The sequence below is a fragment of the Acidovorax sp. HDW3 genome (genome assembly GCF_011303755.1).
Classification (GTDB): domain Bacteria; phylum Pseudomonadota; class Gammaproteobacteria; order Burkholderiales; family Burkholderiaceae_C; genus Paenacidovorax.
This window is the reverse complement of record NZ_CP049885.1, coordinates 335,539-360,011: the sequence shown is the minus strand read 5'-3', so window position 1 is coordinate 360,011 and position 24,473 is coordinate 335,539. Positions and strand designations below refer to the sequence as shown.

Annotated in this window: 24 protein-coding genes; 9 read left to right on the top strand and 15 right to left on the bottom strand. The window is 67.8% G+C overall.

Annotation, left to right across the window (positions count from 1 at the left end):
* Positions 1–3 precede the first annotated feature (3 nt).
* Both groES and groL read left to right on the top strand, forming a co-directional pair.
* A complete protein-coding gene (groES, locus tag G7045_RS01575; RefSeq protein ID WP_166156352.1) occupies positions 4–294 on the top strand; it encodes a co-chaperone GroES in 291 nt (96 codons plus the stop codon).
* Between the two features lie 85 nt (positions 295–379).
* Positions 380–2,029 carry a chaperonin GroEL gene (gene groL, locus G7045_RS01570; protein WP_166156349.1) on the top strand — a complete coding sequence of 550 codons (1,650 nt, stop codon included), beginning with the start codon at positions 380–382 and terminating at the stop codon, positions 2,027–2,029.
* A 64-nt stretch (positions 2,030–2,093) separates the two neighbouring features.
* Here groL and pgi read toward each other — a convergent pair whose 3' ends face one another.
* The 3 genes from pgi to tal form a co-directional block, all read right to left on the bottom strand.
* On the bottom strand, positions 2,094–3,653 hold the full coding sequence (gene pgi / locus G7045_RS01565) for a glucose-6-phosphate isomerase (protein WP_166156346.1): 1,560 nt from the start codon (positions 3,651–3,653) through the stop codon (positions 2,094–2,096).
* A complete protein-coding gene (locus G7045_RS01560; RefSeq protein WP_166156343.1) occupies positions 3,653–4,771 on the bottom strand; it encodes a beta-ketoacyl-ACP synthase III in 1,119 nt (372 codons plus the stop codon). Before G7045_RS01560 ends, pgi begins: the two co-directional genes overlap by 1 nt.
* 65 nt (positions 4,772–4,836) lie before the next feature.
* Positions 4,837–5,784, bottom strand: coding sequence for a transaldolase (gene tal, locus G7045_RS01555; protein WP_166156340.1), 948 nt, complete (start codon positions 5,782–5,784; stop codon positions 4,837–4,839).
* A gap of 123 nt (positions 5,785–5,907) precedes the next feature.
* On the opposite strand from tal, the gene G7045_RS01550 reads away from it, so the two are divergent.
* A complete protein-coding gene (locus tag G7045_RS01550; RefSeq protein WP_166156337.1) occupies positions 5,908–6,753 on the top strand; it encodes a MurR/RpiR family transcriptional regulator in 846 nt (281 codons plus the stop codon).
* Positions 6,754–6,821: 68 nt separating this feature from the next.
* Here the strand turns inward: G7045_RS01550 and G7045_RS01545 are convergent, their stop codons facing one another.
* The gene (locus tag G7045_RS01545; RefSeq protein WP_166156334.1) at positions 6,822–8,804 is read right to left on the bottom strand and encodes a lytic transglycosylase domain-containing protein; all 1,983 of its coding nucleotides are present in this window, start codon (positions 8,802–8,804) and stop codon (positions 6,822–6,824) included.
* 15 nt (positions 8,805–8,819) lie between these two features.
* Between G7045_RS01545 and G7045_RS01540 the strand changes: the two genes are divergently transcribed.
* On the top strand, positions 8,820–9,392 hold the full coding sequence (locus tag G7045_RS01540; RefSeq protein ID WP_166156331.1) for a 5-formyltetrahydrofolate cyclo-ligase: 573 nt from the start codon (positions 8,820–8,822) through the stop codon (positions 9,390–9,392).
* Positions 9,393–9,453: 61 nt separating this feature from the next.
* Entirely contained in the window at positions 9,454–10,137 is a 684-nt protein-coding gene (locus G7045_RS01535) for a glutathione S-transferase family protein (RefSeq protein ID WP_166156329.1), read from the top strand.
* Here the strand turns inward: G7045_RS01535 and queC are convergent.
* Genes queC through glmU form a run of 3 tightly spaced genes read right to left on the bottom strand, consistent with a single transcriptional unit; the run spans position 10,119 to position 13,054 of the window.
* Positions 10,119–10,817: a 7-cyano-7-deazaguanine synthase QueC gene (gene queC / locus G7045_RS01530; protein ID WP_166156326.1), complete on the bottom strand. Its 699-nt coding sequence runs from the start codon at positions 10,815–10,817 to the stop codon at positions 10,119–10,121. The two genes, G7045_RS01535 and queC, sit on opposite strands and share 19 nt — an antisense overlap.
* Before the next feature lie 12 nt (positions 10,818–10,829).
* Positions 10,830–11,615 carry an ATP-binding protein gene (locus G7045_RS01525; protein ID WP_166156323.1) on the bottom strand — a complete coding sequence of 262 codons (786 nt, stop codon included), beginning with the start codon at positions 11,613–11,615 and terminating at the stop codon, positions 10,830–10,832.
* On the bottom strand, positions 11,561–13,054 hold the full coding sequence (glmU, locus tag G7045_RS01520) for a bifunctional UDP-N-acetylglucosamine diphosphorylase/glucosamine-1-phosphate N-acetyltransferase GlmU (protein WP_166156320.1): 1,494 nt from the start codon (positions 13,052–13,054) through the stop codon (positions 11,561–11,563). Before glmU ends, G7045_RS01525 begins: the two co-directional genes overlap by 55 nt.
* 203 nt (positions 13,055–13,257) lie before the next feature.
* Between glmU and G7045_RS01515 the strand changes: the two genes are divergently transcribed.
* Positions 13,258–13,689 (top strand): bacteriohemerythrin, encoded by a 432-nt coding sequence (locus G7045_RS01515; RefSeq protein WP_166156317.1) that lies wholly within the window; start codon positions 13,258–13,260, stop codon positions 13,687–13,689.
* A gap of 15 nt (positions 13,690–13,704) precedes the next feature.
* On the opposite strand, the gene tyrS is transcribed toward G7045_RS01515, so the two are convergent.
* A complete protein-coding gene (tyrS, locus tag G7045_RS01510) occupies positions 13,705–14,937 on the bottom strand; it encodes a tyrosine--tRNA ligase (RefSeq protein WP_166156314.1) in 1,233 nt (410 codons plus the stop codon).
* A 227-nt stretch (positions 14,938–15,164) separates the two neighbouring features.
* On the opposite strand from tyrS, the gene G7045_RS01505 reads away from it, so the two are divergent.
* Positions 15,165–16,499 carry a peptidoglycan DD-metalloendopeptidase family protein gene (locus G7045_RS01505; RefSeq protein ID WP_370521684.1) on the top strand — a complete coding sequence of 445 codons (1,335 nt, stop codon included), beginning with the start codon at positions 15,165–15,167 and terminating at the stop codon, positions 16,497–16,499.
* A 22-nt stretch (positions 16,500–16,521) separates the two neighbouring features.
* Entirely contained in the window at positions 16,522–17,631 is a 1,110-nt protein-coding gene (locus tag G7045_RS01500; RefSeq protein WP_166156308.1) for an anhydro-N-acetylmuramic acid kinase, read from the top strand.
* A gap of 66 nt (positions 17,632–17,697) precedes the next feature.
* On the opposite strand, the gene erpA is transcribed toward G7045_RS01500, so the two are convergent.
* The 4 genes from erpA to G7045_RS01480 all read right to left on the bottom strand — a co-directional run bounded on the left by erpA (position 17,698) and on the right by G7045_RS01480 (position 20,997).
* Positions 17,698–18,063 (bottom strand): iron-sulfur cluster insertion protein ErpA, encoded by a 366-nt coding sequence (erpA, locus tag G7045_RS01495; RefSeq protein ID WP_166156305.1) that lies wholly within the window; start codon positions 18,061–18,063, stop codon positions 17,698–17,700.
* Positions 18,064–18,224: 161 nt separating this feature from the next.
* Positions 18,225–18,617, bottom strand: coding sequence for a 30S ribosomal protein S9 (rpsI, locus tag G7045_RS01490; RefSeq protein ID WP_166156302.1), 393 nt, complete (start codon positions 18,615–18,617; stop codon positions 18,225–18,227).
* A gap of 9 nt (positions 18,618–18,626) precedes the next feature.
* The gene (gene rplM, locus G7045_RS01485; RefSeq protein ID WP_166156299.1) at positions 18,627–19,058 is read right to left on the bottom strand and encodes a 50S ribosomal protein L13; all 432 of its coding nucleotides are present in this window, start codon (positions 19,056–19,058) and stop codon (positions 18,627–18,629) included.
* Positions 19,059–19,203: 145 nt separating this feature from the next.
* Entirely contained in the window at positions 19,204–20,997 is a 1,794-nt protein-coding gene (locus tag G7045_RS01480; protein ID WP_166156297.1) for a serine/threonine-protein kinase, read from the bottom strand.
* A gap of 69 nt (positions 20,998–21,066) precedes the next feature.
* On the opposite strand from G7045_RS01480, the gene G7045_RS01475 reads away from it, so the two are divergent.
* On the top strand, positions 21,067–21,948 hold the full coding sequence (locus G7045_RS01475; RefSeq protein ID WP_166156295.1) for a 23S rRNA (adenine(2030)-N(6))-methyltransferase RlmJ: 882 nt from the start codon (positions 21,067–21,069) through the stop codon (positions 21,946–21,948).
* Here the strand turns inward: G7045_RS01475 and G7045_RS01470 are convergent, their stop codons facing one another.
* Genes G7045_RS01470 through G7045_RS01460 form a run of 3 tightly spaced genes read right to left on the bottom strand, consistent with a single transcriptional unit; the run spans position 21,949 to position 24,367 of the window.
* Positions 21,949–22,527 (bottom strand): septal ring lytic transglycosylase RlpA family protein, encoded by a 579-nt coding sequence (locus G7045_RS01470; protein ID WP_166156293.1) that lies wholly within the window; start codon positions 22,525–22,527, stop codon positions 21,949–21,951. It lies immediately after the preceding gene.
* 14 nt (positions 22,528–22,541) lie between these two features.
* Entirely contained in the window at positions 22,542–23,369 is an 828-nt protein-coding gene (gene metF, locus G7045_RS01465; protein WP_166156291.1) for a methylenetetrahydrofolate reductase [NAD(P)H], read from the bottom strand.
* Complete coding sequence (locus G7045_RS01460) at positions 23,366–24,367, bottom strand: TlyA family RNA methyltransferase (protein ID WP_166156289.1); 1,002 nt, start codon at positions 24,365–24,367, stop codon at positions 23,366–23,368. The genes metF and G7045_RS01460 overlap by 4 nt, the downstream gene beginning before the upstream one ends.
* Between the last annotated feature and the right edge of the window lie 106 nt (positions 24,368–24,473).

Sequence of the window (24,473 nt, the reverse complement as noted above, 5' to 3'; positions counted from 1 at the left end):
ACCATGAACCTTCGTCCCCTCGCCGATCGCGTGATCGTCAAGCGCCTCGAAAACGAAACCAAGACGGCCTCGGGCATCGTCATCCCCGACAACGCCGCCGAGAAGCCCGACCAGGGTGAAGTGCTGGCCGTCGGCCCGGGCAAGCGCAACGACAAGGGCGAACTCAGCGCCCTGACCGTCAAGGTCGGCGACCGCGTGCTGTTCGGCAAATACAGCGGCCAAACCGTGAAGATGAACGGCGAAGAGCTGCTGGTCATGAAAGAAGACGACCTGTTCGCCGTCGTCGAGAAATAAGCCGATCGCTATTTAATTGATAGCTGCTAGCGCTTGATTGACGGGCGCTAGAACCGTATTTCATTCAAATTCGTAGGAGCCACACATGGCAGCAAAAGACGTAGTTTTCGGCGGCGAAGCCCGCGCTCGCATGGTTGAAGGCGTGAACATCCTGGCCAACGCGGTCAAGGTGACCCTGGGCCCCAAAGGCCGCAACGTGGTGCTCGAGCGCTCGTTCGGCGCCCCCACCGTGACCAAGGACGGCGTGTCCGTGGCCAAGGAAATCGAACTCAAGGACAAGCTGCAGAACATGGGCGCGCAGCTCGTGAAGGAAGTGGCCTCCAAGACCAGCGACAACGCTGGTGACGGCACCACCACCGCCACCGTGCTGGCCCAGGCCATCGTGCGCGAAGGCAGCAAGTACGTCGCCGCCGGCATCAACCCGATGGATCTCAAGCGCGGCATCGACAAGGCCGTCGCCGCCCTGGTCGAGGAGCTGAAGAAGGCATCCAAGCCCACCACCACCAGCAAGGAAATCGCCCAGGTGGGCTCCATTTCCGCCAACTCTGACTCCAGCATCGGCGAAATCATCGCCAACGCCATGGACAAGGTCGGCAAGGAAGGCGTCATCACCGTCGAAGATGGCAAGAGCCTGAACAACGAGCTGGACGTGGTCGAAGGTATGCAGTTCGACCGTGGCTACCTCTCGCCCTACTTCATCAACAACCCCGAGAAGCAAGTTGCCCTGCTGGACAACCCCTTCGTGCTGCTGTTCGACAAGAAGATCAGCAACATCCGCGACCTGCTGCCCACGCTCGAAGCTGTGGCCAAGGCTGGCCGTCCGCTGCTCATCATTGCTGAAGACGTCGAAGGCGAAGCCCTGGCCACGCTGGTGGTCAACACCATTCGCGGCATCCTGAAGGTTGTCGCCGTCAAGGCCCCCGGCTTTGGCGACCGCCGCAAGGCCATGCTCGAAGACATCGCCATCCTGACGGGCGGCAAGGTCATCGCTGAAGAAGTCGGCATGAGCCTGGAGAAAGTCTCCCTGGCCGACCTGGGCCAGGCCAAGCGCGTCGAAATCGGCAAGGAAAACACCACCATCATCGACGGTGCGGGCGCCGCAGCCGACATCGAAGCACGCGTCAAGCAAGTGCGCATCCAGATCGAAGAAGCCACCAGCGACTACGACCGCGAGAAGCTGCAAGAGCGCGTGGCCAAGCTCGCTGGCGGCGTGGCCGTGATCAAGGTCGGCGCTGCCACCGAAGTCGAGATGAAGGAAAAGAAGGCCCGCGTCGAAGACGCCCTGCACGCCACCCGCGCTGCCGTGGAAGAAGGCATCGTCGCCGGTGGTGGCGTGGCCCTGCTGCGCGCCAAGCAGGCCGTGGGCAGCACCGTCAAGGGTGACAACGCCGACCAGGACGCCGGCATCAAGCTGATCCTCAAGGCCATCGAAGCGCCGCTGCGCGAGATCGTGAACAACGCCGGTGGCGAAGCCTCGGTGGTGGTCAACGAAGTGCTGAACGGCAAGGGCAACTACGGCTTCAACGCTGCCAACGACACCTACGGCGACATGCTGGAGATGGGCATTCTGGACCCGACCAAGGTCACCCGCACCGCGCTGCAGAACGCCGCTTCCGTGGCTTCGCTGCTGCTGACGACCGAGTGCATGGTCGCCGAAGCGCCCAAGGACGACGCTGCAGCCCCGGCCATGCCCGACATGGGCGGCATGGGTGGTATGGGCGGCATGGGCATGTAATCAGCCCGGCCTTGCGCCAAAAACAAAAGGGCCGCAGCTGCGGCCCTTTTTTTGCGCCTGTTTTTTAAATCAGATGCGCAATCAGCCCGGCGGTGGAGGCATCGAGCCCATCGAGGGCGCCGCCCTCCAGGCCCGCCACCAGCTCCAGCGCCAGCTGCTTGCCCAGCTCCACGCCCCACTGGTCAAAGCTGTTGATGCCCCAGAGCGCGCCGCTGCAGAACACGCGGTGCTCCTGCAGCGCCAGGTAGGCGCCCAGGGTCTCGGGCGTGAGCGCATCGAGGACGAAGAAGCTGCTCGGGCGGTTGCCCGGAAAGTGGCGGTGGCCGCAGGCGCTGCTGCGCCCCACGAGCAGTGCCTGCGCCTGCGCCAGGGCGTTCGCCAGCAGCAGCCGGTGGTGGCCGGGCAGGGCGTGCGCCGCCTGGTGCACGGCAATGATTTCCAGCGGCAAGCGGTCGCGCCCCTGGTGCAGCATCTGGAAAAAGGCGTGCTGGCCGTTGCAGCCGGGCTCGCCCCAGAGAATGGGGGCCGTGGCCATGGGCAGGGGCTGGCCCGCCATGTCCACGCCCTTGCCGTTGCTCTCCATTTCCAGCTGCTGCAAGTACGCTGGCAGGCGCTGCAGGCCCGCGTGGTAAGGGGCAATGCAGCGGCTGCCGAAGCCGAGAAAATTGCGGTACCAGATATCGAGCAAGGCCAGGCGCAGTGGCAGGTTGGCCGCCAGCGGCGCCTGGCAAAAATGCATGTCCATGGCATGGGCGCCGGCCAGCAGCTGGCGAAAGCCGGCGCTGCCAATGGCAATGGCAATCGGCAGGCCAATGGCCGACCACAGCGAATAGCGCCCGCCCACCCAATCCCAGAAGCCAAAGGTGGTGCGAATGCCCCAGGCCGCCGCCTTCTCCGGGCAGGCGGTGAGGGCGGCAAAATGCCGCGCCACGTCCTGCCCGCCCTGGGCCTGGAACCAGGCCAGCGCGGAGCGCGCGTTGGTCATGGTCTCCAGCGTGGTGAAGGTCTTGGAGGCGACCAGGAACAAGGTGTTCTCGGGCCGCAGCCGGCGCAGCACGGATTGCAGCTCGTGGCCGTCGATGTTGGAGACGAAGTGCAGGCGCTGGCCGGGCTGGGTGTAGGCGTCGAGCGCGCGCACCACCATCTGCGGCCCCAGGTCCGAGCCGCCGATGCCGATGTTGACGATGTCGGTGATGGCCGCGTCGGCGCGCACCTGCTCGGCAAAGGCGAGCATGGCGTCGAGCGTGGCGTGCACTTCGTGCAGCGCCTGCGCCAGCCAGGGCTGGTCTCCCGCCAGCGCCAGGCCACGCGGGCGGCGCAGCAGGGTGTGCAGCACGGCGCGATCCTCGGTGCGGTTGATGGCCTCGCCGGCAAACATGGCGTCGCGCTGCGCCGCCAGGCCGCACTCGGCCGCCATGGCCAGCAGCAGGGCCTCGGTCTGCGGCTGCCAGAGATTTTTTGACAGGTCGGCAAACACCCCCGGCGCCTGCTGGCTGAAGTGGGCAAAGCGCCCGCCGTCCTGGGCGAAGGCGCGGCGCATGTCCAGGTCTTGCAGCTGCTGGGCGTGCGCCTGCAGCTGGGGCCAGGCAGCGCTCTGGTCGCAGCGCAGGAAGGGCGCCGCCATCAGCGCTTGCGCACGACTACGCTGCCAACGGAGTAACCGGCGCCAAAGGAGCAGATGACGCCGGCATCGCCCGCCTGCAGATCGGCGCGGTGCTTGTGAAAGGCAATGATGGAGCCGGCCGAGGCGGTGTTGGCGAACTCGTCGAGGATCAGCGGCGCGCGCTCGGCGCTGGCCTCGCCGACGAGCTTCTTGATCACCAGCTGGTTCATGCTCTGGTTGGCCTGGTGCAGCCAGTAGCGGCGCACCTGCGCCGGCTGCAGCGCCAGCGCCGCCAGGTGCGACTCGATGTGCGCCGAGGCGATCGGCACCACCTCCTTGAACACCTTGCGCCCTTCCTGGCGGAAGGTCTTGTCGCGGGCGTTCGGGTCGCTGTCTTCGCTGCGGTTCAAGAAACCGAAGTTGTTGCGGATGTTGTTGGAGAACTGCGTCGCCAGCTGCGTGCCCAGCACCTCCCAGGTGTCGGCGGCGGTGGCCAGGTCGGCGCGCTCGATCAGTAGCGCCGTACACACGTCGCCGAAGATGAAATGGCAGTCGCGGTCATTCCAGGCGTGGTGGCCGGAGGTGATTTCGGGGTTGACCACCAGCGCGCAGCGCACGCTGCCGGTGCGCACGGCGTTGACCGCCTGCTCGAGGGCGAAGGTGGCCGAGGAGCAGGCCACGTTCATGTCAAAGCCGTAGCCGCCCGCGCCCAGCGCCTGCTGGATCTCGACCGCCATCGCCGGGTAGGCGCGCTGCATGTTCGAGGCCGCGCACAGCACCATATCGACGTCGGCGCCGCTCTTGCCGGCCTGCGCCAGCGCCTGCTCGGCGGCGGCGACAGCGATCTCGGCCATGAGCGAGAGCTGGTCGTCGGCGCGCTCGGCGTAATGCGGGTACATGCGCGCCGGGTCGAGGATGCCGGTTTTCTCCAGCACGTAGCGCTGGCGGATGCCGGAGGCTTTCTCGATGAATTCAACGCTCGAATGCGCCAGCGGCGCACGCGTGCCGGCCTCGATGGCGGCGGCATGGCGCGCGTTTTCCTGATCGACGTAGCGGTTGAACGCTTCGACCAACTCGGCGTTGCTGATGGTGTAGGGCGGCTGGTACAGGCCGGTGCCGCTGATGACGACTTGGTGCATAAAAGAAAAAATGGGAGCCACCCGTCATGCGGGCGTAACACGCGAGTTTACGAGGTTCGTAGCAATCAGGCGGCCAGCACGAGCTGTTCGAGTTTGAGCGCGTCAGCGGCAAAGGCGCGGATGCCCTCGGCCAGCTTTTCGGTCGCCATGGCGTCTTCGTTGAGGGCGTAGCGAAAGCCCGCCTCGTCGTACTGCACAAAGGGCTGCGCCTGGTGCCGGGCGGCCTCGGCGTCGAGCGCACAGGGCAGCGGCGCATCGTTGTTTGCCAGCTGCGCCAGCAGCTCGGGGGCGATGGTCAGCAGATCGCAGCCCGCGAGCGCCTGGATCTGGCCCACGTTGCGAAAGCTCGCACCCATGACCTCGGTGGCAACGCCGAAGTGCTTGTAGAACTCGAAAATCTTGCGCACCGAACGCACGCCCGGATCGTTGGCGCCGGCCATGGCGGCCTCGTCCCACCCGCTGCCGGCCTGCTTCTTGTACCAGTCATAAATGCGCCCGACGAAGGGCGAAATCAGCTGCACCTTGGCCTGACCGCAGGCCACCGCCTGGGCAAAGGAGAACAGCAGCGTGAGGTTGGTGTGGATGCCTTTGCTTTCGAGCTTGCGCGCCGCCTCGATGCCCTCCCAGGTGGCGGCGATTTTGATGAGCACGCGGTCGATGTGCACGCCCTCGCCCTGGTAGAGCTCGATCAGGCGCTCGGCCCGCGCCACGGTGGCCGCCGTATCAAACGACAGGCGGGCATCGACCTCGGTCGAGACGCGGCCCGGGATCTGCGCCAGGATCTCGCAGCCAAAACGCACCAGCAGGCGGTCGATGACGGCGTCGAGCGCCTGCCCCCGGTAGCGCGCCACGGTGGCCTGCAGCAGCGGCGCGTACTCGGGCTTTTGCACCGCCTTGAGGATCAGCGACGGGTTGGTGGTGGCGTCGCGCGGCTGGAACTGCGCCAGCTGGTGAAAGTCGCCCGTATCGGCGACCACGGTGGTCCATTGCTTGAGTGCGTCGAGCTGGTTCATGCCTGTGTTGTCCTGTAACGAATAGCGGTCGCCGACAAGGCGGCGGCCCAAGTGTATGCCCCGCCAGGCGTTGAAACCGCGTTACATTCGGCGCCAGCCTCCCCCCGCCGCCACCGACTGCCCATGCTCGACCGCATCACCGCCTCCCTGCCCTCGCTGGCGCCCGCCGAGCAGCGTGTGGCCCGCCTCGTGCTGCACGACGCCCGCGCCTTTGCCCGCCTGCCGGTGCGCGAGCTGGCGGCGCGCGCGCACGTGAGCAAGCCCACCGTGGTGCGCTTTTGCCGCAGCATGGGCTACGACGGCCTGGCCGATTTCAAGCTCAAGCTCGCCGGCAGCGTGAGCGAGGGCGTGCCCTTCATCCACCGCAGCGTGGACGCCGACGACAAGACCGGCGACGTGCTGGTGAAGGTGGTGGACAACGCCGTCGCCGCTTTTTTGCAGTACCGCAACGCCGCCAGCACGGCCGCCGTGCAGCAGGCGGCCGAAGCCATTGCCGCCACCTGGCAGACGGGGCGGCGCATTGAAATCTACGGCGCCGGCAACTCCGGCATCGTGGCGCAGGATGCGCAGCACAAGTTCTTTCGCCTGGGCGTGACCAGCATCTCGGCGAGCGACGGCCACATGCAGGTGATGAGCGCGACGCTGCTCGGCCCCGGCGACTGCGCCCTCATCATCAGCAACTCCGGGCGCACGCGCGACCTGATGGACGCGGCCGACATCGCACGCAAGAACGGCGCCACCACGATTGCCATCACCGCCAGCGGCTCGCCCCTGGCCAGCGCCTGCGCCATCCACCTCGCCGCCGACCACCCCGAGGGCTACGACCGCTACAGCCCCATGGTCTCGCGCCTGCTGCACCTGCTGGTGATCGACGTGCTCGCCACCTGCGTGGCGCTGCGCATCGGCCCGGCGCTGCAGCCGCTGCTGCAGCAGATGAAAGACAACCTGCGGGCCAAGCGCTACGCCTGATTTGCTATATTTTTAATAGCTGCTCGCGCTTTACTGGCGTGCCTTACACGCCATTTTCATCCTGAAATTCAGGGCAAATCGCGGTACGGCTCGGGCTGGGCCGCGTCGCGCGGCCCAATCTGGCCCAGGCGCGCCTTGAGCGACTGCGGCGCGCCGCTGAGCAAGGCGGCGTAGTTCACGGTGTTGGCCAGCACCTTTTTCACGTAGTCGCGCGTCTCGGTAAAGGGCACGTTCTCGGCCCAGATGGCGGCGTCGAGCAGCGGGCCGTTGCGCCAGTTGCGCGGGCGCCCGGGGCCGGCGTTGTAGGCGGCGGCGGCCAGCGGCATGGAGCCGGCGAAGTCGTCCAGCGCCAGCTTGAGGTAGGCGGTACCGATGGTGATGTTGGTGTCGCGGTCGGTGATTTGCTCGGGGCTAAAGCCCGCCAGGCCGATTTTCTTGGCCGTCCAGCGCGCCGTCGCCGGCATGACCTGCATCAGGCCGGAAGCGCCCACGCCCGAGCGCGCATCCATGATGAAGCGGCTTTCCTGGCGGATCAGGCCATAGACGTAGGCCGGGTCCAAGCCGATGCCGCGTGCACGCTCGAGCACCTGGGCGCGAAACGGCGTCGGGTAGCGCTGGCCCATGTCCACCACGTCACGCGTGCGCTCGCTGGTGTTGATGCAGCGGTCCCACACCTGCTGCTGGCAGGCCAGGTCGGCGGCGGCGAGCAGCTCGCGGTCGCCCATGCCGCCGCTTTGGTGCAGGTTGGTGGCGTAGTTCCACTCGCGCACGCCCTCGCTGCGCAGGCCGATCTGGATGGCGTACAGGCCGCGCTGCAGCGCCGGGTTGGCCTGGGCAGCGGCCTTTTCTGCCGCCGTCAGGGGTGCGGGCGCCAGCGGCAGCATGATGGGCTGACCCAGCTCCTCCAGCGCCAGCTGCTCGTAAAAGCCGCGCGCGCTGGCAATGCTGTGCAGCAGCTGCTGCGCCTGCTGGCGCTCGGCCTCGCCCGGGCGGCCGGCGAGCAGGGCGCGCGCCTTCCAATACACCCAGGTGCTGTCGGCACGCCCGGCCTCGCTCATGGCGTCGATCGCCTGGCGCACGGCCTTCCACTGCCCGGCGCGCAGCGCGGCGCGCGCCTTCCAGGCCAGCAGCTCGTCGCTCAGGTCGGCATCGCGGCTGACCTGGGCGAAGTAGCCCGGGGCCTCGTCCGACAGGCGCTGCGCGGCGCGCTTGCCGATCACGCCCCAGACCTGGTTGCGCTCCTGCACGCTCAGCTGCGGGCCCCATTTTTGTTCCAGCAGGCGGGCGGCGGCCTCGTAGTCGCTGGTGGCGAGCTTGATGAGCGCCAGCGCCACCAGTTCGCGGCGCAGGTGGCTCACCGCCGTGGCGCGGCCCGTGAGGTATTTGGTGGGCGATGCCTGCAGCTGCGCCAGCTCGGGCAGCGCGTCGCTGGAGACCATGGCCACGGCGTCGCGCACGGCGCGCGAGCGCCCGGCCTCCATCGCCTGCTGGGCGCGACGCCAGATGTCGGCCTCGCTGATTTTCTTGTCGCTGTAGAGCTGGCCCACCAGGCGCGTGCAGCCGTCGTCGGCGTCGCGCTGCGCGTACCACAGGCTGCGCGCCTGGTTCTCTATCTGCGCCGGCGCCTGGCCGCGCAGCAGATCGACGTAGAGCGCGTAGCAGCGCACCTCGCGGTCGTCGCCCATGCGGTACTGCGGGTGCACCTCGGCAAAGCGCGCCCAGTCGCGGCGCTGGCCCAAGAGCAGCAGCCAGTCGTTGCGCAGCCGGTCTTCCTGGTAGCTGCCGGCGTAGCGCGTGAAAAAGTCCTGCAGCTCCTGCGGCTGCGCCTCATCGAGGCGCGCGCGCAGCTCCCAGTAGGCGGCCCAGGGTTCGAGCGGGTGGCCGCCGGCCTGCGCCAGCAGCTGGCTGAGCTTTTTGCGCTCACCCTTGCGAAACGCCTGCTGCATCTGCAGCAGCACCTCGTCGCCCGCGTTCTGGGCCCAGGTGGCGGGGCTGGCGGCGCCCAGGCAGGCGGCGGCCAGCAGCGGTGTCAAAATCTTGTGCCATTGCATACCGGGAATTATGTGATGGACAAAGCCGCCCTGCGCCGCCAACTGATATCGCAACGCCTGGCCCTGCCCGATCGCCAGCTCGCCGCCGAAGCCCTGCAGCGCGTGCTGCGCCTGTGGCTGCTCGGGCGCACCGACACGGTCATCGGCGCCTACTGGTCGATCAAGGGCGAGTTCGACCCCCTGCCCGCCTTGCACCGCTGGAAGGAAGACGGCGAGCTGCTCGATGCCCCCGAGCGCCGGCGCATCGGCCTGCCGGTGATCGACAAGCAGCACAAGACGCTGACCTTTCACGCCTGGTACCCCGGCTGCGAGATGGAGGAGGACGCCTACGGCATCCCCAAGCCCAAGAACACCGAGCTGCTCAGCCCCACGCTGCTGTTCGTGCCCTGCGTCGGCTACGGCCCGGGGGGCTACCGCCTGGGCTACGGCGGCGGCTTTTACGACCGCACCCTCGCTGCCCTGCAGCCACGCCCGGCAACCGTCGGCCTGGGCTACACCGTGGGCTATATCGACGACTTCGAGCCCGAGGCCCACGACCTGCCACTGGACGCCATCCTGAACGACAACGGCGCCATCTGGCCAGTATAAAAATGATAGCTACTCACGCTTGCCCAGCAAGCCTTAGAGCCAGAAACAAAGGATGAAACCCATGCTGCAGCTGTACATCGGCAACAAGAACTACTCCTCCTGGTCCATGCGCCCCTGGGTGCTGCTGCGCCAGGCGGGCATCGCGTTCGAGGAAAAACCGCTGCGCTTCGACAGCTTTGCCCCCGACTCACAGTTCAAGGCCCAGCTCGCCAGCCTCTCGCCCACGGGCAAGGTGCCGCTGCTGGTCGATGGCGCGCTGCACATCTGGGACAGCCTGGCGATTGCCGAGTACCTGGCCGAGTCTTATCCCGACAAGCATTTGTGGCCGCAAGAACGCAGCGCCCGGGCGCGCGCGCGCAGCGTGGTCGCTGAGATGCACAGCGGCTTTGTGCCCCTGCGCAGCGCCTGCGGCATGAACATCGAGGCGCATTTGCCCGAGGTAGGGGCGCTGATCTGGCGCGACAACGCCGGCGTGCGCGCCGACGTGGCGCGCCTGGTGCAGATGTGGGACGCGCTGCTGCAGGAGTTTGGCGGCCCCATGCTGTTTGGCAATTTCAGCATTGCCGACGCCTTCTACGCCCCGGTGTGTATGCGCCTGACCACTTTCGCCCTGCCGCTGCCGGCGCCCATTGCCGCCTACGTGCAGCGCGTGCAGGCGCTGCCGGGCGTGCGCGCCTGGATCGAGGGCGCGCTGGCGGAGCAGGACTTTCGCCCCTTCGAGGAACCCTACCGGCTCTCGCGGTAAGCCGCCCAGCCGCGTGCGCGCAGTGCGCAGGCCGGGCAGGTACCGCAGCCGTGGCCCCAGGGCTGCAGCGCGCCGCGCTCGCCCAGGTAGCAGGTGTGGGTGTCTTGCACGATGAGATCGACCAGCGCCTGGCCGCCCAGCTGCTCGGCCAGGCGCCAGGTGGCGGCCTTGTCTATCCACATCAGCGGCATCTCGATGCGCAGGCGCTGGTTCAGCCCCAGGTTCAGCGCCAGCTGCATGGCCTTCATGGTGTCGTCGCGGCAGTCGGGGTAGCCGGAAAAATCCGTCTCGCACACGCCGGTGACCAGCACCTGCAGGCTGCGCCGGTAGGCCAGCGCCCCCGCCACAGTCAAAAACAGCAGGTTACGCCCGGGCACGAAGGTGTCGGGCAGGCCATCGGCGCGCAGGGCGATGGCGCGCTCCTCGGTCAGGCTGGAGCCGCCAATCTGGCGCAGCACCTCCAGGCCCAGCACATGGTCTTCGCCCAGGCGCGGCGCCCAGTGCGGGAATTCACGCCGCAGGCGCGCGAGCACCGTGCGCCGCGCATCGAGCTCTACGTGGTGGCGCTGGCCGTAGTCAAAACCCAGGGTTTCGACGCGCTCGTAGCGCGCCAGGGCGTGGGCCAGGCAGGTGGTTGAATCCTGCCCGCCAGAGAAAAGAACCAGGGCGCTGGTATGCATAGGGGGTCACTTCTAAACGTGCGAAACGTGCGCGGGCCAATCAAGGTGGATGGTGCAGCCAGCGCCAGGTTGCGCCTGGGCCGTGATGCGCGCGCCGTGGCGCTGGGCAATCGCCTGCGCCAGCGCCAGGCCGACGCCCAGGCCCTCGAACTCGCTCTCGCGGTGCAGGCGCTGGAACAGGCCGAACAGGCCCTGGGCGCGCGCCAGGTCAAAGCCGGCGCCGTTGTCCTGCACGCTCCAGCGCCAGCCGCCGCCGGCCAAAGGTTCGGCCCGCAGCGCAATCTGCGCCGGCGCCCGGCCCTGGCTGAACTTGAGCGCGTTCTCCAGCAGCGCCTGCAGCAGCTGGCGCAGCTGCGCCGCATCGGCCTGCAGCAGCACCGGCGCGGCGGGCCACTGCCACTGCACCAGGGCGCCGGGCGCGGCCAGCTGCGCCGCCAGCGCCTGCGCCTGCGCCACCAGGTCGATGGGCGCGGGCTGCAGCGGCCCGCTGGCCGTGCGCGAGAGCAGCAGCAGGGCGTCGATCATGCGCGCCAGGCGGCGCGCGCCCTGCTCCATGGGCTGCAAAAATTCTTCGGTTTCGGCGCCGGCAGCCAGGTCGCCCGCCTGCAGCGCCTGCACGGCCTCGCGCAGCAGCGGCGCAAACGAGCTGATGTGGCGCAGCGGCGCGCGCAGGTCGTGCGAGACGGCGTGCAGCAGCCCGGCGTGCGCCTGGCGCAAGGCCGCCAGCTCGGCGCGCAGCGCGCTCAGCTCTGCGCCGGCGTCTCGAGCGTCTTGGGGGTCTTGCGCGGGCGTTGCCATTGGCTGGCGCTCAGGCTGGTTTGCTTGCCCCGGGCGACGGTGAGCACGCCCGCCGGGGTGTCCTTGGTGATGGTCGAGCCGCCGCCCACGGTACCGCCCGCGCCGATGGTGACGGGCGCCACCAGCACGCAGTTGCTGCCAATGTGGGCGTCGGCCTCGATCACGGTGCGGTGCTTGTTCGCGCCGTCGTAGTTGGCGGTGATGCTGCCGGCGCCGTAGTTCACGCGCTCGCCCACGCTGGCATCCCCCAGGTAGGCCAGGTGGTTGGCCTTGGCGCCGTCGGCCAGGGTGGAGTTTTTCACTTCGACGAAGTTGCCGATGTGCACCTCGCGCCCGAGCTGCGCGCCCGGGCGCAGGCGCGCAAACGGGCCGACGAGCGCGCCGGGGCCGACGCTGGCGCCAGCCTGCTCGCCGTCGATGTGGGTGAAGGGGTGGATCACCGCACCCTCGGCAATGCGGGCGTTGGCAATGCAGCAGTAGGCGCCAATCTGCGCGCCCGCGCCCACCTCGACGCTGCCGGTAAAGATGCAGCCCAGGTCGATTTCCACGTCCTGCCCACACACCAACTGGCCGCGCTGGCCGCTGCGGGCATCGGCGCGCAGTTCAAAGCGTGCCGGGTCAGCCAGGCGCACGCCCTGCTCCATCAGCGCGCCGGCCTGGCGCAGCTGGTGCGCGCGTTCGAGCTCGGCGAGCTGCGCCGGGCTGTTCACGCCCGCCACCTGCTGCGCGTCCGTGATGCAGTGCGCCACCACCGGCAGACCGTCGTGCACGGCCATGGCGACGATGTCGGTCAGGTAGTACTCGCCCTGGGCGTTGTCGCAGGTGAGCCGCGCCAGCCAGGGCGCGAGCAGGCGCGCCGGCACGGCCATGATGCCGCTGTAGATTTCGTCGATGGCGCGCTGCGCGGCGCTGGCGTCCTTGTGCTCGACGATGCCCTGCACCGCGCCATTCGCACCGCGCAGGATGCGGCCATAGCCCGCGGGGTCGGGCAGGCGCACGGTCAGCAGCGCCAAAGTCCCGCCCGGCACGGCCTGCGCCGCCGCCACCAGGGCGCGCAGGGTGTCGGCCTGCGTCAGCGGCACGTCGCCCGAGAGCACCAGCACCAGGCCGTCGCCGCCAAACTCCGCCAGCGCCGGCATGGCCTGCTGCACGGCGTGGCCCGTGCCCAGCTGCGGTTCCTGGCGTGCAAATTTCAGGTCAAAATTTTGATCAAAACCGGCTCCAGGGCTTACCAGGCCAGCGCAAGCAGCTTCTACTTCTATAGCACCGTGGCCGGTGATGGCGACCACGCGGCGCGGCGCCAGCTGCGCGGCCACATCGAGCACATGGCCCAGCAGGGCACGCCCGGCCAGGCGCTGCAAGACCTTGGGATGGCGGCTTTTCATGCGCGTGCCTTTGCCGGCCGCCATGACGAGGATGTCCAGGGGTGGGGTGCTCATAAAAAAGATTGAACGGTAAGCAGTGGTGACAGCTGCTGATTATCCCGCCAGCGCCCGCCACCCCGAAGCGGGCAGCAGCGGGCGTTTTTTCTTGATCTAGCGCAGCGATGTTCAGAAGAACTGACACACCCGGGTAATAACCACAATAAAAAATGGGCCTTTAAGCGAGCATGGTGCATTGCCATCACCGGAGGACACAAACAATGACATTCATGCCATGGACCAGCACCTTGGAGCTGGGCATTACGGAAATCGACGACCAACACAAGGAATTGGTGCGCCTGACCAACGCCCTGCACGAGGAGCTGGGCCGCCCCGCGCCCCAGCGCAGCGTGATTGGCGAGGTGCTCGAAGGCCTGGTGGACTACACGCACAACCATTTCATCGTCGAGGAAGTGCTGTTCCAGCGGCACGGCTACCCGGAAACGCCGGCGCACCAGGCGCAGCACGACCGCTTCACGGCCAAGGCCATGGATTTGCTGCTGCGCTTTGAGGACGGCGCGGAAGTCTCGCTCGAAGCCCTGGACTTTCTCAAGGACTGGCTGATCGACCACATCTGCAAGGTCGATCGCGCCTACCTGCCGTTTTTCCGCGCCGCCCTCGGGCTCGAACCACAAGAGGCGCTGGCCGCCTGAGCCCGTCCCGGCCGCTCAGGCCAGGGTCACGCGTGCGAACTTGCGCTTGCCCACCTGCACCACGTAGGTGCCAGCGGCCAGCTTCAAGCCCTTGTCACTGACCACGCCGCCATCGACGCGCACGCCGCCGCCATCGACCAAGCGCCCAGCCTCGCTGGTCGAGGGCGCCAGGTTGGCCTGCTTGAGCAGCGCAGCAATGCCCAGCGGCGCGCCCGCGAGCTGCACGGCGGGAATATCGTCGGGAATGCCGCCCTTGCTGCGGTTGGTGAAGTCCTGCTCCGCCGCATCGGCCAGCGCCGCGCTGTGAAAGCGCGTGGTGATCTCCTTGGCCAGCGCCACCTTGGCGTCCTTGGGGTTGCGCCCGGCGGCGACCTCGGCCTTGAGCTGCGCAATCTGCTCCAGGCTCTGGAAGGACAGCAGCGTGTACCAGTCCCACATCAGGTCGTCGGAGATCGACAGCACCTTGGCAAACATGGTGTTGGCGTCTTCTGTGATGCCGATGTAGTTGTTCTTGGACTTGGACATCTTGTGCACCCCGTCCAGGCCGACGAGCAGCGGCATGGTGAGCACGCACTGCGGCTCCTGACCCCATTCCTGCTGCAGGTGGCGGCCCATCATGAGGTTGAACTTCTGGTCCGTGCCGCCCAGCTCCAGGTCGGCCTTGAGCGCCACCGAGTCGTAGCCCTGCAAGAGCGGGTACAGGAATTCATGCAGGCTGATGGAGCTACCGTCGGTGAAGCGCTGGTGGAAGTCGTTCCTCTCCATCATGCGCGCCACGGTGTACTTGGCCGCCAGCTCGATCATGCCGCGCGCGCCCAGCGCGTCGCACCACTCGCTGTTGTAGCGCACCTCGGTTTTGGCGGGGTCGAGCACCTTGGCCGCCTGGGTGTAGTAGGTCTCGGCGTTGGCCTGGATCTGCTCGGCCGTCAGCGGCGGGCGCGTGCTGTTGCGCCCGGACGGGTCGCCAATCAGCGTGGTGAAGTCGCCAATCAAGAAAATCACCTGATGGCCCAAATCCTGCAGCTGGCGCATTTTGTTGAGCACCACGGTGTGGCCCAGGTGGATGTCGGGCGCCGTGGGATCGAGCCCGAGCTTGATGCGCAGCGGCTGGCCGCTGGCCTCGGCACGCTGGAGCTTTTTCAACCACTCATCCTGGGGCAGCAATTCATCGACGCCGCGCAGGCTGATTTCCATGGCCTGGCGCACTGCGGCGCTGGGCGCGGGGGACGTGGTAGCAGATTGATTCATAAGGGTTTTCGAGGATGCCGGGGGAGCGCTCACCGCTATACTTCGGCCTCATTTGCAAAAGGCGGATTCTAATAAAGCCGCCCCCTTCGACTGCATCGAAGGTGCTTTTTCCGGTTTGTTCAGTGCGTCCAGGCTCCCCGACCCGAGCTGGGGTTTCGCCTCTCGCGGACGCACTTCACCCAGAGGATCGACTCTTGAACAACGGTTTGACCACCGCCTGCCACGCCATGCTTGCCTCTTTGGCCCGCCTGGCACGCCAACACCCGCGCCGCATCACCGCCGCCATCGCCACCTTGCTGCTCACCGGCGGCGGCGGCGCCTACGCCGTGGCGTCGCTCGGCCCCGACCCGGCTGAGCTCCCCGTCACCACCGTCAGCCTGCCGGTGCAGTCCCTGGCCGAGGGCCAGACCCTGGCCGCCCTGGCCGACACCATGCCGGCGTTCTCGCTCTACCGCTCCGACCAGGTGCGCAGCAGCGACACCGCCGAGTCGCTGCTGCAGCGCCTGGGCGTGGCCGACCCGATGGCCGCCGCCTTCTTGCGCAAGGACAACCTGGTGCAGCAGCAGCTGCTCGGGCGCAGCAACCGCCTGGTAACGGCCGAGGCCAGCGACGACCACCGCCTGGTGCGCCTGACCGCACGCTGGGCACCCGACGACAGCGGCAGCTTCAAGCGCCTGGTTGTCGAGCGCAACAGCGCCGGCGCCTGGGTCACACGCATCGAAACGGGGCAGCTGCAGGTCAACACCCGCCTGGCTGGCAGCGTCATCCACAGCAACTTGTTTGCCGCCACCGACGACGCGCGCATTCCCGACGCCGTCGCCAACCAGGTGGCCGACGTGTTCTCCGGCAGCATCGACTTTCGCCGCTCGCTGCGCAAGGGCGACCGCTTTGCCGTCGTCTATGAAACCCTGGAAGCCGACGGCGAGCCGCTGCGCAGCGGCCGCCTGCTCAGCGCCGAATTCCACAACAACGGCAAAACGCACCAGGCCATCTGGTTCCAGGCGCCGGGCGCGCGCAAGGGCAGCTACTACCAGGCCAACGGCGAGAGCCTGCAGCGCGCCTACCTGACCTCGCCCGTGGCCTACACCCGCGTCTCCAGCGGCTTCAAGATGCGCTTTCACCCCATCTTGAACACCTGGCGCGCGCACAACGGCACCGACCTGGCCGCCCCGCACGGCACGCCGGTGCGCACCGTGGGCGATGGCGTGGTCGAATTCGCCGGCGTGCAAAACGGCTTTGGCAACGTCGTCTTCATCAAGCACCGCAACGGCCACGAGACGGTGTACGCGCACCTGAGCCGCATCGACGTGAAAAAAGGCGCCAGCGTGGGCCAGGGCGAGCTCATTGGCGCCGTCGGCGCCACCGGCTGGGCCACCGGGCCACACCTGCACTTTGAATTTCGCGTCAACGGCCAGCAAAAAGACCCCATGACCATCGCCCAGCAAAGCGAATCGGCCGCCCCCATCCCGGCAGGCCAGCGCCAGGCGTTCGCCCGCGTGGCCGGCATGATGAGCAGCCAGATGGCCGCCGCCGAAACCATCGAGCAAGCCAGCGCCAACTAAGCCGCCACACAGCGCCCCGCCCATGCCCGCACTGTTCATCGGCCTGATGTCGGGCACCTCGCTCGACGGCGTCGATGCCGTGCTGGCCGATTTAGGGGCAGCCCGGCCCGAGGTGCGCGGCCACGTCGCCCTGCCCCTGGCGCCGGCCCTGCGCGCCGAGCTGCTGGCCCTCAACGGCAGCGGCGCCGACGAGCTGCACCGCGCCGCCCTGGCCGCCAACGCCCTGGCACGCACCTATGCCCAGGCGGTGCAGCAGCTGCTGGCGCAAACCCAGACCCCCGCCCACCGCGTGCAGGCCATAGGCGCCCATGGCCAGACGGTGCGCCACCGCCCGCAAGCCTTCGACGGCACCGGCTACACCCTGCAGCTGAACAACCCGGCCCTGCTGGCCGAGCTCACCGGCATCGCCGTGGTGGCCGACTTTCGCAGCCGCGACCTGGCCGCCGGCGGCCAGGGCGCGCCGCTGGTGCCGGCCTTCCACCAGGGCTTTTTCGGCCAGGCGGGGCAGGAACGCGCGGTGCTCAACATCGGCGGCATCGCCAACCTGAGCGTGCTGCACGCCGACGCCAGCGTGCTCGGCTTTGACTGCGGCCCCGGCAACGCCTTGCTCGACCACTGGTGCCAGCAGCACCGGGGCCAGCCCTACGATGCCGACGGCGCCTGGGCCGCCAGCGGCCAGGTGCTGCCCGATTTGCTCGCCGCCCTGCGCCGCGAGCCCTTCCTGGCCCTGCCACCGCCCAAAAGCACGGGGCGTGATCTGTTTCACCCCGCCTGGCTGCAAGCGCACCTGGCCCACTGGCCGCAGGCAGCGCCCGCCGATGTCCAGGCCACATTGACCGAATTGACCGCCAGCGCTTGTGCAGACTGCGCGAGCAGCTATGCAAACAATAGCAAACTACTGATCGTCTGCGGTGGCGGCGCGTACAACCGCCAACTGATGGCGCGCCTGGCCGCACGCCTGCCCGGCTGGCGCGTGCAATCTTCGGCGCAGCATGGCCTGCCGCCGCTGCAGGTGGAGGCCACCGCCTTCGCCTGGCTGGCGCAGCGCTGCCTGCAGCGCCTGCCGGGCAATCTGGCCGCCGTCACCGGCGCCGCTGGCCCCCGGGTGCTCGGCGCCATCTACCCGGCCTGACCCCCCAGCCATCGGCATAAAAAAACCGCCCCAAAAGGCGGTTGCTGGCGCGGGCCCAAGCGGGCATCAAGAGAAGCTCGAACCGCAGCCGCAGGTGGTCTCGGCGTTGGGGTTTTTGATGACGAACTGCGCGCCCTGCAGGTCTTCCTTGTAGTCGATCTCGGCGCCCACCAGGTACTGGAAGCTCATGGCGTCGATCAGCAGCGAGACGCCGTTCTTGGTCATCACGGTGTCGTCGTCGTTGGTGATTTCATCGAACGTGAAACCGTACTGAAAACCCGAGCAGCCGCCGCCCTGCACGAACACGCGCAGCTTCAGGTCGGGGTTGCCCTCTTCGGCGATCAGGTCGGCCACCTTGGCAGCAGCGCTGTCGGTAAAGAGGATGGGGCCGGGGATTTCTTCGGTGGGGGTGGCTTGGGCAACGGCGCTCATGGCGTTCTCCAGAATTCAAAACTGGGGCGATGCTACTGCAAACCCGGGGCCCCAACGGCCCACGGCGCCTTTGCGCCCCCAAGGGATAGGGATTTTGCACCCACAAAGCACAAGGCCACCCGCAGGTGGCCTTGGTGCTGTGAGCAGGTAAACCGCGCGAATTAACGCTTGGAGAACTGCTTGGCGCGGCGGGCAGAGTGCAGGCCGACCTTCTTACGCTCGACTTCACGCGCGTCGCGGGTGACGAAGCCGGCTTGGCTCAGCTGCGGCTTGAGCGCGGCGTCGTAGTCGATCAGGGCACGGGTGATGCCGTGACGGGCAGCACCTGCCTGGCCGGATTCACCGCCGCCGTGGACGTTGATCTGGATGTCGAAGGCTTCGACGTTGCCAGTCAGCACCAGGGGCTGCTTGGTAATCATGATCGAGGTTTCGCGGCCGAAGTACTGCTGAATGTCTTTGCCATTCACAGTGATCTTGCCCGAGCCTTTTTTCAGAAACACGCGAGCGACGCTGGACTTGCGACGGCCGGTGCCATTGTTCCATTCACCAATCATCTCGGCTCCTTAGATTGCCAGGGGCTTGGGCTGCTGGGCGGTGTGCGGATGCTCTGCACCACCGTAGACCTTCAGCTTCTTGATCATGGCGTAGCCCAGGGGGCCCTTGGGCAACATGCCCTTGACGGCCTTTTCCAGGGCGCGACCGGGGTGCTTGGCCTGCAGGTCACGGAAGTTCGTGGCCGTAATGCCGCCCGGGTAGCCGGAGTGACGGTAGTAAACCTTGTCCAGGCTCTTGGTGCCGGTGACCTTGAGCTTGGAGGCGTTGATGATGACGATGTAATCGCCGGTATCAACGTGAGGCGTGTAGATGGCTTTGTGCTTGCCGCGCAGACGCAGGGCCACTTCGCTGGCGACCCGGCCGAGCACCTTATCGGTGGCGTCAATCACAAACCAGTCATGCACAACCTCAGCGGGCTTTGCGCTGACAGTAGTAGTCATGGTTTTTCTCTTGAACTAGAGGGGTTGGCGGCCCTTTTCCACGGTCGGTGCTCTTCTCAAAAGGAGCCTCTTAGGTGGGGATAAAACTTCGTCGCGGGGCCAATCAAAACGCTGCGAAGCCCGCCATTATACAAATTTATGCAAATCAGGGCGAGAGGCGGCGGCGCTCGGCCTCGGCCTCGTAGTGCTTGCGCTGCGCCACGCACACCGGGTGGCGGGCCAGGCCGGGCTTCTGGCATTCGTTGTACAGGCACATCGGGCGGGCGATGAAGTTGGCGTCGGCGCAGGCATCTTCGGGGTTGCGCACCGGGGTGGGTTTGGGCTCGGGGGCGGGCGGCGACGGTGCGGCAACGACCGGTGCAGGCGCGGGGAGCGGCGCGGCAGGCTCGGGCGCGGCGCGTTGCGGCGCATTGCGGCGCGGGCGTGCCGCCACCGGGGCCTGTGCGGACGTGGATGCAGGCGCAGCAGCCACCGGTGCGGACGCAGGCTCGACCGGGGTTTCCACAAACTCCACCACTTCCTCGGGCTCCTCTGCCGCCGAGGCCGGCGCGGGTGCGGCCACGACCTCAGGCGCGGGCACGGGCGGCGCCAGCGCCGGCGCCGCCGAGCGCGACCACCACCACAGCGCGGCAGCCAGCAACACGCTGCCCAGCAGCACCAGCATCAGCAAGCGCTGGCGGCGTTGAACCCGGCGGTCGATGCGTGGGCGCGGCGCCGGCACAGGTTCGGCCACAAAGCCCTGCGGCGCGGGGGCCGGGGCCTGGGTCACGGCGCGCACGCTGGGAATGGGCGTAGCACCCGCAGCAGCGGGCGCAGCGGCGGTCAAATCCAGGTCCAGCGCTGCCAAATCGGCCGGAGCGTCGAGAAAACGGGTCGGCAGCTCAGCCTCAGAGTCGAGTTCCTGCTCCGAAGCCAGGGCCTCCTCCGAAGGCGCCCAGCTCGACCCCAGCTCCTGGCGCCAGTTGAACTGCGCCAGCCCGGGCGGGGCGCTGTGCATGTCCATGAGGGCCAGAAAGGCGTCGATGCTTTGCGGGCGCTGCTCGGGCTGGAGTTCCAGCGACTGCGTGATGGCGGTGCAAAACGGCTCGGAATATTCAACGCCAAACTGGCGCTTGACGGTCTTGCCCACGCGCGAGAAGCGCACCATGCGGTCGCGGATGGCGCGCAGCGAGGCGGGCAGCGGCATGTCGTTGCACACGCAGCCGTGCACCACGGCCGCCAGGGCGTAAAGATCGCTCCAGGGGCCTTGCGCCAGCGGCGGCTCGCCGTCGGCGCTGCCGCCGTGGGCGTACTGCTCGATCGGCGCGTAGTTGACCTTGAGGATGGCGGTGAGCTGGCGCTGGGTATCGGTGATGGCGTGGCGCGCCGCACCCAGGTCGAGCAGCACGGGCGGGCCCACGTCCTGCAAAAAGATGTTGTCCGGCGAGATGTCGCGGTGCAGGGTGTCGTGCTCATGCAGCACGCGCAAGGCATCGAGCACGGCCCACAGCACCTTGCGCAGCCAGGCCTCGGACGGCGGCTTGCGCATTTGCAGGCGCGCCTGCTTGAGCGTGATGCCCTGGTACAGCGGCATCACCATGTAGGCGGTGTTGTTCGCCTCCCAAAAGCGAAACACCTTGACCAGCGACGGGTGATCGAAGCGCGCCAGCAGCCGCGCCTCATCGACGAAAGAGGACAGACCGGCCTGAAAGCTCTGCGCATCAACCGAGGTGCGCACCGACAGCTGCAGCCCCGAGGAGCGCCCGGCGAGCGCCGCCGGCATGTATTCCTTGATGGCCACCTGGCGGCGCAGGGAATGGTCGAACGCCTTGTAAACCATGCCAAAGCCGCCGACACCGAGCAGGGCCATGATCTCGAACTCGCCCAGGCGTGTGCCCACGGGCAAGGCATCGACGTGATCGACGCCGACGGCCAGGTCGGGGAGAGAAGTAGAAGTCATGGACACACGGTTGCAGGGAGATTGGGTGCGGCCCGATTGTGGCGCACATGGGCCCGCTACCATAGCCGCATGTTTAGTTATCGCCACGCTTTCCATGCGGGCAACCACGCCGACGTGCTCAAGCACACGACCCTGGTTGCAATTTTGCAATATCTTACACAAAAGGATGCTGCGCTCCAGGTGCTCGACACCCACGCCGGTGCCGGCCTGTACCGGCTCGACGGCGACTACGCCCACACCAGCGGCGAGGCCGCCCAGGGTTTTGGCCGCCTGCTGGCCGCCGCCAAGGAGCAACCCCTGGCCCCGGCGCTGCAAGACTACGTGGAACTGGTGCGCGGCTTCAACAGCGGCGCCGAGGCCAAGATTTACCCCGGCTCACCCTTCATCGCCCAGCGCCTGCTGCGCCCGCAGGACAAGCTCAAGCTCTTTGAGCTGCACCCCACCGACCACCGCCTGCTCAGCGGCAACATCGCCCAGCTCGAAGCCGGGCGCCAGGTGGCGACGCTGCTCGAAGACGGTTTTGAGGGCGTGAAGAAATTCCTGCCGCCACCGAGCCGCCGCGCCCTGCTGCTGTGCGATCCCAGCTATGAAATCAAGAGCGACTACGCGCGCGTGCCAGCCATGGTGCAGGATGCGCTGCAGCGCTTTGCCACCGGCTGCTACGCCGTCTGGTACCCCATCATCGGCCGCCAGGAGGCGCACGACCTGCCCCGGCGCCTGAAAATTTTGGCCACCAAGGCCGGCAAGGGCTGGCTGCACGCCACGCTGACGGTGAAATCGAGCAAGCTCACACCCGGCCAGGACAAGCGCCCCGGGCTGCCGGCCAGCGGCATGTTCGTCATCAATCCGCCCTACACCCTGCACCCAGCGCTGCAGCAGGCGCTGCCGCAGATGCAGGCCCTGCTCGGCCAGGATCGCCACGCCGCGCACAGCCTGGAGCACGGCGGCTGATCAATCGCCCGCACTTTTGGCCGCGTCCTCCTCGGGCGGCGGGCCGTCCTCGCACAGCGCGCCCGCGTCCAGGGGCGCGAGCGACACCTGTTTGATGCCCAGGCCCTTGCCGCCGATTTTTTCTGCCGCCGCCTGGCTCAGGTCGATCACCCGTTCGGCATGGAACGGCCCCCGGTCGTTGATGCGCACCTCCACCGCGCGCCCGTTGAGCAGGCTGCGCACGCACACCCGGGTGCCAAACGGCAGGGTGCGGTGCGCCGCCGTAAAGCCGCGCATGTCAAAACGCTCACCACTGGCCGTGCGTTTTTTGTGAAAGCGCGCGCCATACCAGGAGGCCGCACCGCGCTCGGTTTCGCGCAGCCCGTAGGACGGCGGCGCGGGCAGGTCGGGTGCGCTGTCGTCGTCCGCATCGGCATCGGTGGCGCTGCCCTCGGGGTCGAGCAGCATGGCCTCGCCCGGCGGCGTCAGCACCAGCGGGGCAAAGTCCTGCGCCTTGGGCTGCAAACCTTCGTTGGCCTGCGCCAGCGGCAGCACCAGGCACAGCGCCAGCCATCCGAAACAGCGCAGGTGCCAGCCCATCTCAGCGCCCCACCTCAGCGCCCCAGGCGCTGGCACAGCGCCAGCGTGGCGGCGCTCTGGTTCATGGTGTAGAAGTGCAGGCCCGGCGCGCCGGCAGCCACGAGCTGCTCGCACAGGCGCGCGATCACGTCCAGGCCAAAGGCGCGGATGCTGGCCGTGTCGTCGCCAAAGCCTTGCAGGCGCAGGCGGATCCAGCGCGGAATCTCGGCGCCGCAGGCGTCGGAAAAGCGCATGAGCTGCGTGGCGCCGGTGATCGGCATGATGCCGGGCACGATGGGCACATCAGCCCCCAGGCGCTGCGCCTCATCGACGAAGCGGCTGTAGGCGTCGGCGTTGAAAAAATACTGGGTGATGGCCGCATCCGCGCCCGCGCGCACCTTGGTGGCAAAGGCTTGCAAATCCGCCTCGAACGACCGCGCCTGCGGGTGCATCTCGGGGTAGGCCGCGACTTCGATGTGGAAGTCGCGCCCGGTTTCCTCGCGGATGAAGGCCACCAGGTCGCTGGCGTAGTGGAACTCGCCGCCCAGGCCGTAGCCGCTGGGCAGGTCGCCGCGCAGCGCCACCAGGCGCTTGACGCCCATGGCCTTCAATTCGGCGAGCTGCTGGCGCACGCTGTCCTTGGTGGCGCCGATGCAGGAGAAGTGCGAGGCCGCCTGCTGGCCCTCGGCAATGATCTCGCGCACCGTGGCAAAAGTACCGGCCTGCGTGGAGCCGCCCGCGCCGTAGGTGACGGAGCAAAACTGCGGCCGCTGGGCGTAGAGCTGCGCACGCACGGCGCGCAATTTTTCAGCGCCCTCGGGCGTCTTGGGCGGGAAGAACTCGAAGCTGATCGGCAGGCTCATGCCGCCCTCCTTGCGTGGATGAAGAATTCGCGGTTGCCGTCGCCGCCCTCGATGGCGCTGTCGTGCCAGCCCACTACCTCCAGGCCCAGCTCCTTGCAGCAGTCGCGCAGGCGCTGCTCGACCAGCGGGTAAAGCGCCGCGTCGCGCACGATGCCGCCCTTGCCCACCTGGCCGGGCTGCAGCTCGAACTGGGGCTTGACCAGCATCAGCAGCGCGCCGCCCGGCGCCAGCAGCGGCACCAACGCCGGCAGCACCAGGGTCAGCGAAATGAAGGACAGGTCGCCGGTGATGAGAGGAAAGGACGGTGTCAGGTCGTCACCCTCGCGCCCAGGCAGGCGGCGGCGCACGGTGGCCACCTGGCCTGCAGCGCGGGCACGGGCCTTGGCGCTGCGCTCGGCCTTGAAGGCCTCGATCTCGTGCTCCTTGGCGTCAGCGCTGTCGTCGTACTCGATGTCGATCATGCCGCCGTTGCGCATCCAGGCGTAGGGCGCCTCGGGCTGGGTGTCGTTGTCCTCGACCTCGGCCTCGACACGTTCCGAGATTGCCTCCTCGCAGGCCTCGGCCAGGCCATCTGCCGTCAGGTGGCGCGCGTTCACGCCCTCGCAGCCGATCACCCGCGCGTCCTGGCGCAGGCGCTCGTGCAACTGGGCCTGGCCCACGTCCACGCCAATCACCTGGGCGGCGCCCGCCTGCAGCAGGCAGTCGGTAAAGCCGCCCGTGCTTTGGCCCACGTCCAGGCAGCGCAGGCCGGCCACCTTGACGCCGCTGGCGGCCAGCGCACCTTCGAGCTTGAGCCCGCCGCGCGACAAATACTTGGCCTCGGCCGCGTCGAGCAGCTGCAGCTCGGCGCCCAAGGGAATCTCGTCGCCGTTCTTGGCCACCTTGTTCCACGGCAGCGTAGGCGCCAGGCGCCACTGCACGCCAGCGGCAATCAGGCGCTGGGCCTGCGAGCGGGTGGCGGCGTGGCCGCCTTCGACCAGGAATACATCGGCGCGCATGGCGCTTTCCTTTATCAATCAAATAGGGCTGCAATGCTTATCCAGCAAACGCGTGCAGCTATGTTTTTTGCATTCACCCCTTCCCCCTTCGGGGGAGGGAGCAATA

Excerpts from the sequence above, each read along its gene's own strand:
- groES (WP_166156352.1), top strand. The coding sequence starts at position 4 with ATGAACCTTCGTCCCCTCGCCGATCGCGTGATCGTCAAGCGCCTCGAA.
- groL (WP_166156349.1), top strand. The coding sequence starts at position 380 with ATGGCAGCAAAAGACGTAGTTTTCGGCGGCGAAGCCCGCGCTCGCATG.
- pgi (WP_166156346.1), bottom strand. The coding sequence starts at position 3,653 with ATGGCGGCGCCCTTCCTGCGCTGCGACCAGAGCGCTGCCTGGCCCCAG.
- G7045_RS01560 (WP_166156343.1), bottom strand. The coding sequence starts at position 4,771 with ATGCACCAAGTCGTCATCAGCGGCACCGGCCTGTACCAGCCGCCCTAC.
- tal (WP_166156340.1), bottom strand. The coding sequence starts at position 5,784 with ATGAACCAGCTCGACGCACTCAAGCAATGGACCACCGTGGTCGCCGAT.
- G7045_RS01550 (WP_166156337.1), top strand. The coding sequence starts at position 5,908 with ATGCTCGACCGCATCACCGCCTCCCTGCCCTCGCTGGCGCCCGCCGAG.
- G7045_RS01545 (WP_166156334.1), bottom strand. The coding sequence starts at position 8,804 with ATGCAATGGCACAAGATTTTGACACCGCTGCTGGCCGCCGCCTGCCTG.
- G7045_RS01540 (WP_166156331.1), top strand. The coding sequence starts at position 8,820 with ATGGACAAAGCCGCCCTGCGCCGCCAACTGATATCGCAACGCCTGGCC.
- G7045_RS01535 (WP_166156329.1), top strand. The coding sequence starts at position 9,454 with ATGCTGCAGCTGTACATCGGCAACAAGAACTACTCCTCCTGGTCCATG.
- queC (WP_166156326.1), bottom strand. The coding sequence starts at position 10,817 with ATGCATACCAGCGCCCTGGTTCTTTTCTCTGGCGGGCAGGATTCAACC.
- G7045_RS01525 (WP_166156323.1), bottom strand. The coding sequence starts at position 11,615 with ATGGCAACGCCCGCGCAAGACCCCCAAGACGCTCGAGACGCCGGCGCA.
- glmU (WP_166156320.1), bottom strand. The coding sequence starts at position 13,054 with ATGAGCACCCCACCCCTGGACATCCTCGTCATGGCGGCCGGCAAAGGC.
- G7045_RS01515 (WP_166156317.1), top strand. The coding sequence starts at position 13,258 with ATGACATTCATGCCATGGACCAGCACCTTGGAGCTGGGCATTACGGAA.
- tyrS (WP_166156314.1), bottom strand. The coding sequence starts at position 14,937 with ATGAATCAATCTGCTACCACGTCCCCCGCGCCCAGCGCCGCAGTGCGC.
- G7045_RS01505 (WP_370521684.1), top strand. The coding sequence starts at position 15,165 with ATGCTTGCCTCTTTGGCCCGCCTGGCACGCCAACACCCGCGCCGCATC.
- G7045_RS01500 (WP_166156308.1), top strand. The coding sequence starts at position 16,522 with ATGCCCGCACTGTTCATCGGCCTGATGTCGGGCACCTCGCTCGACGGC.
- erpA (WP_166156305.1), bottom strand. The coding sequence starts at position 18,063 with ATGAGCGCCGTTGCCCAAGCCACCCCCACCGAAGAAATCCCCGGCCCC.
- rpsI (WP_166156302.1), bottom strand. The coding sequence starts at position 18,617 with ATGATTGGTGAATGGAACAATGGCACCGGCCGTCGCAAGTCCAGCGTC.
- rplM (WP_166156299.1), bottom strand. The coding sequence starts at position 19,058 with ATGACTACTACTGTCAGCGCAAAGCCCGCTGAGGTTGTGCATGACTGG.
- G7045_RS01480 (WP_166156297.1), bottom strand. The coding sequence starts at position 20,997 with ATGACTTCTACTTCTCTCCCCGACCTGGCCGTCGGCGTCGATCACGTC.
- G7045_RS01475 (WP_166156295.1), top strand. The coding sequence starts at position 21,067 with ATGTTTAGTTATCGCCACGCTTTCCATGCGGGCAACCACGCCGACGTG.
- G7045_RS01470 (WP_166156293.1), bottom strand. The coding sequence starts at position 22,527 with ATGGGCTGGCACCTGCGCTGTTTCGGATGGCTGGCGCTGTGCCTGGTG.
- metF (WP_166156291.1), bottom strand. The coding sequence starts at position 23,369 with ATGAGCCTGCCGATCAGCTTCGAGTTCTTCCCGCCCAAGACGCCCGAG.
- G7045_RS01460 (WP_166156289.1), bottom strand. The coding sequence starts at position 24,367 with ATGCGCGCCGATGTATTCCTGGTCGAAGGCGGCCACGCCGCCACCCGC.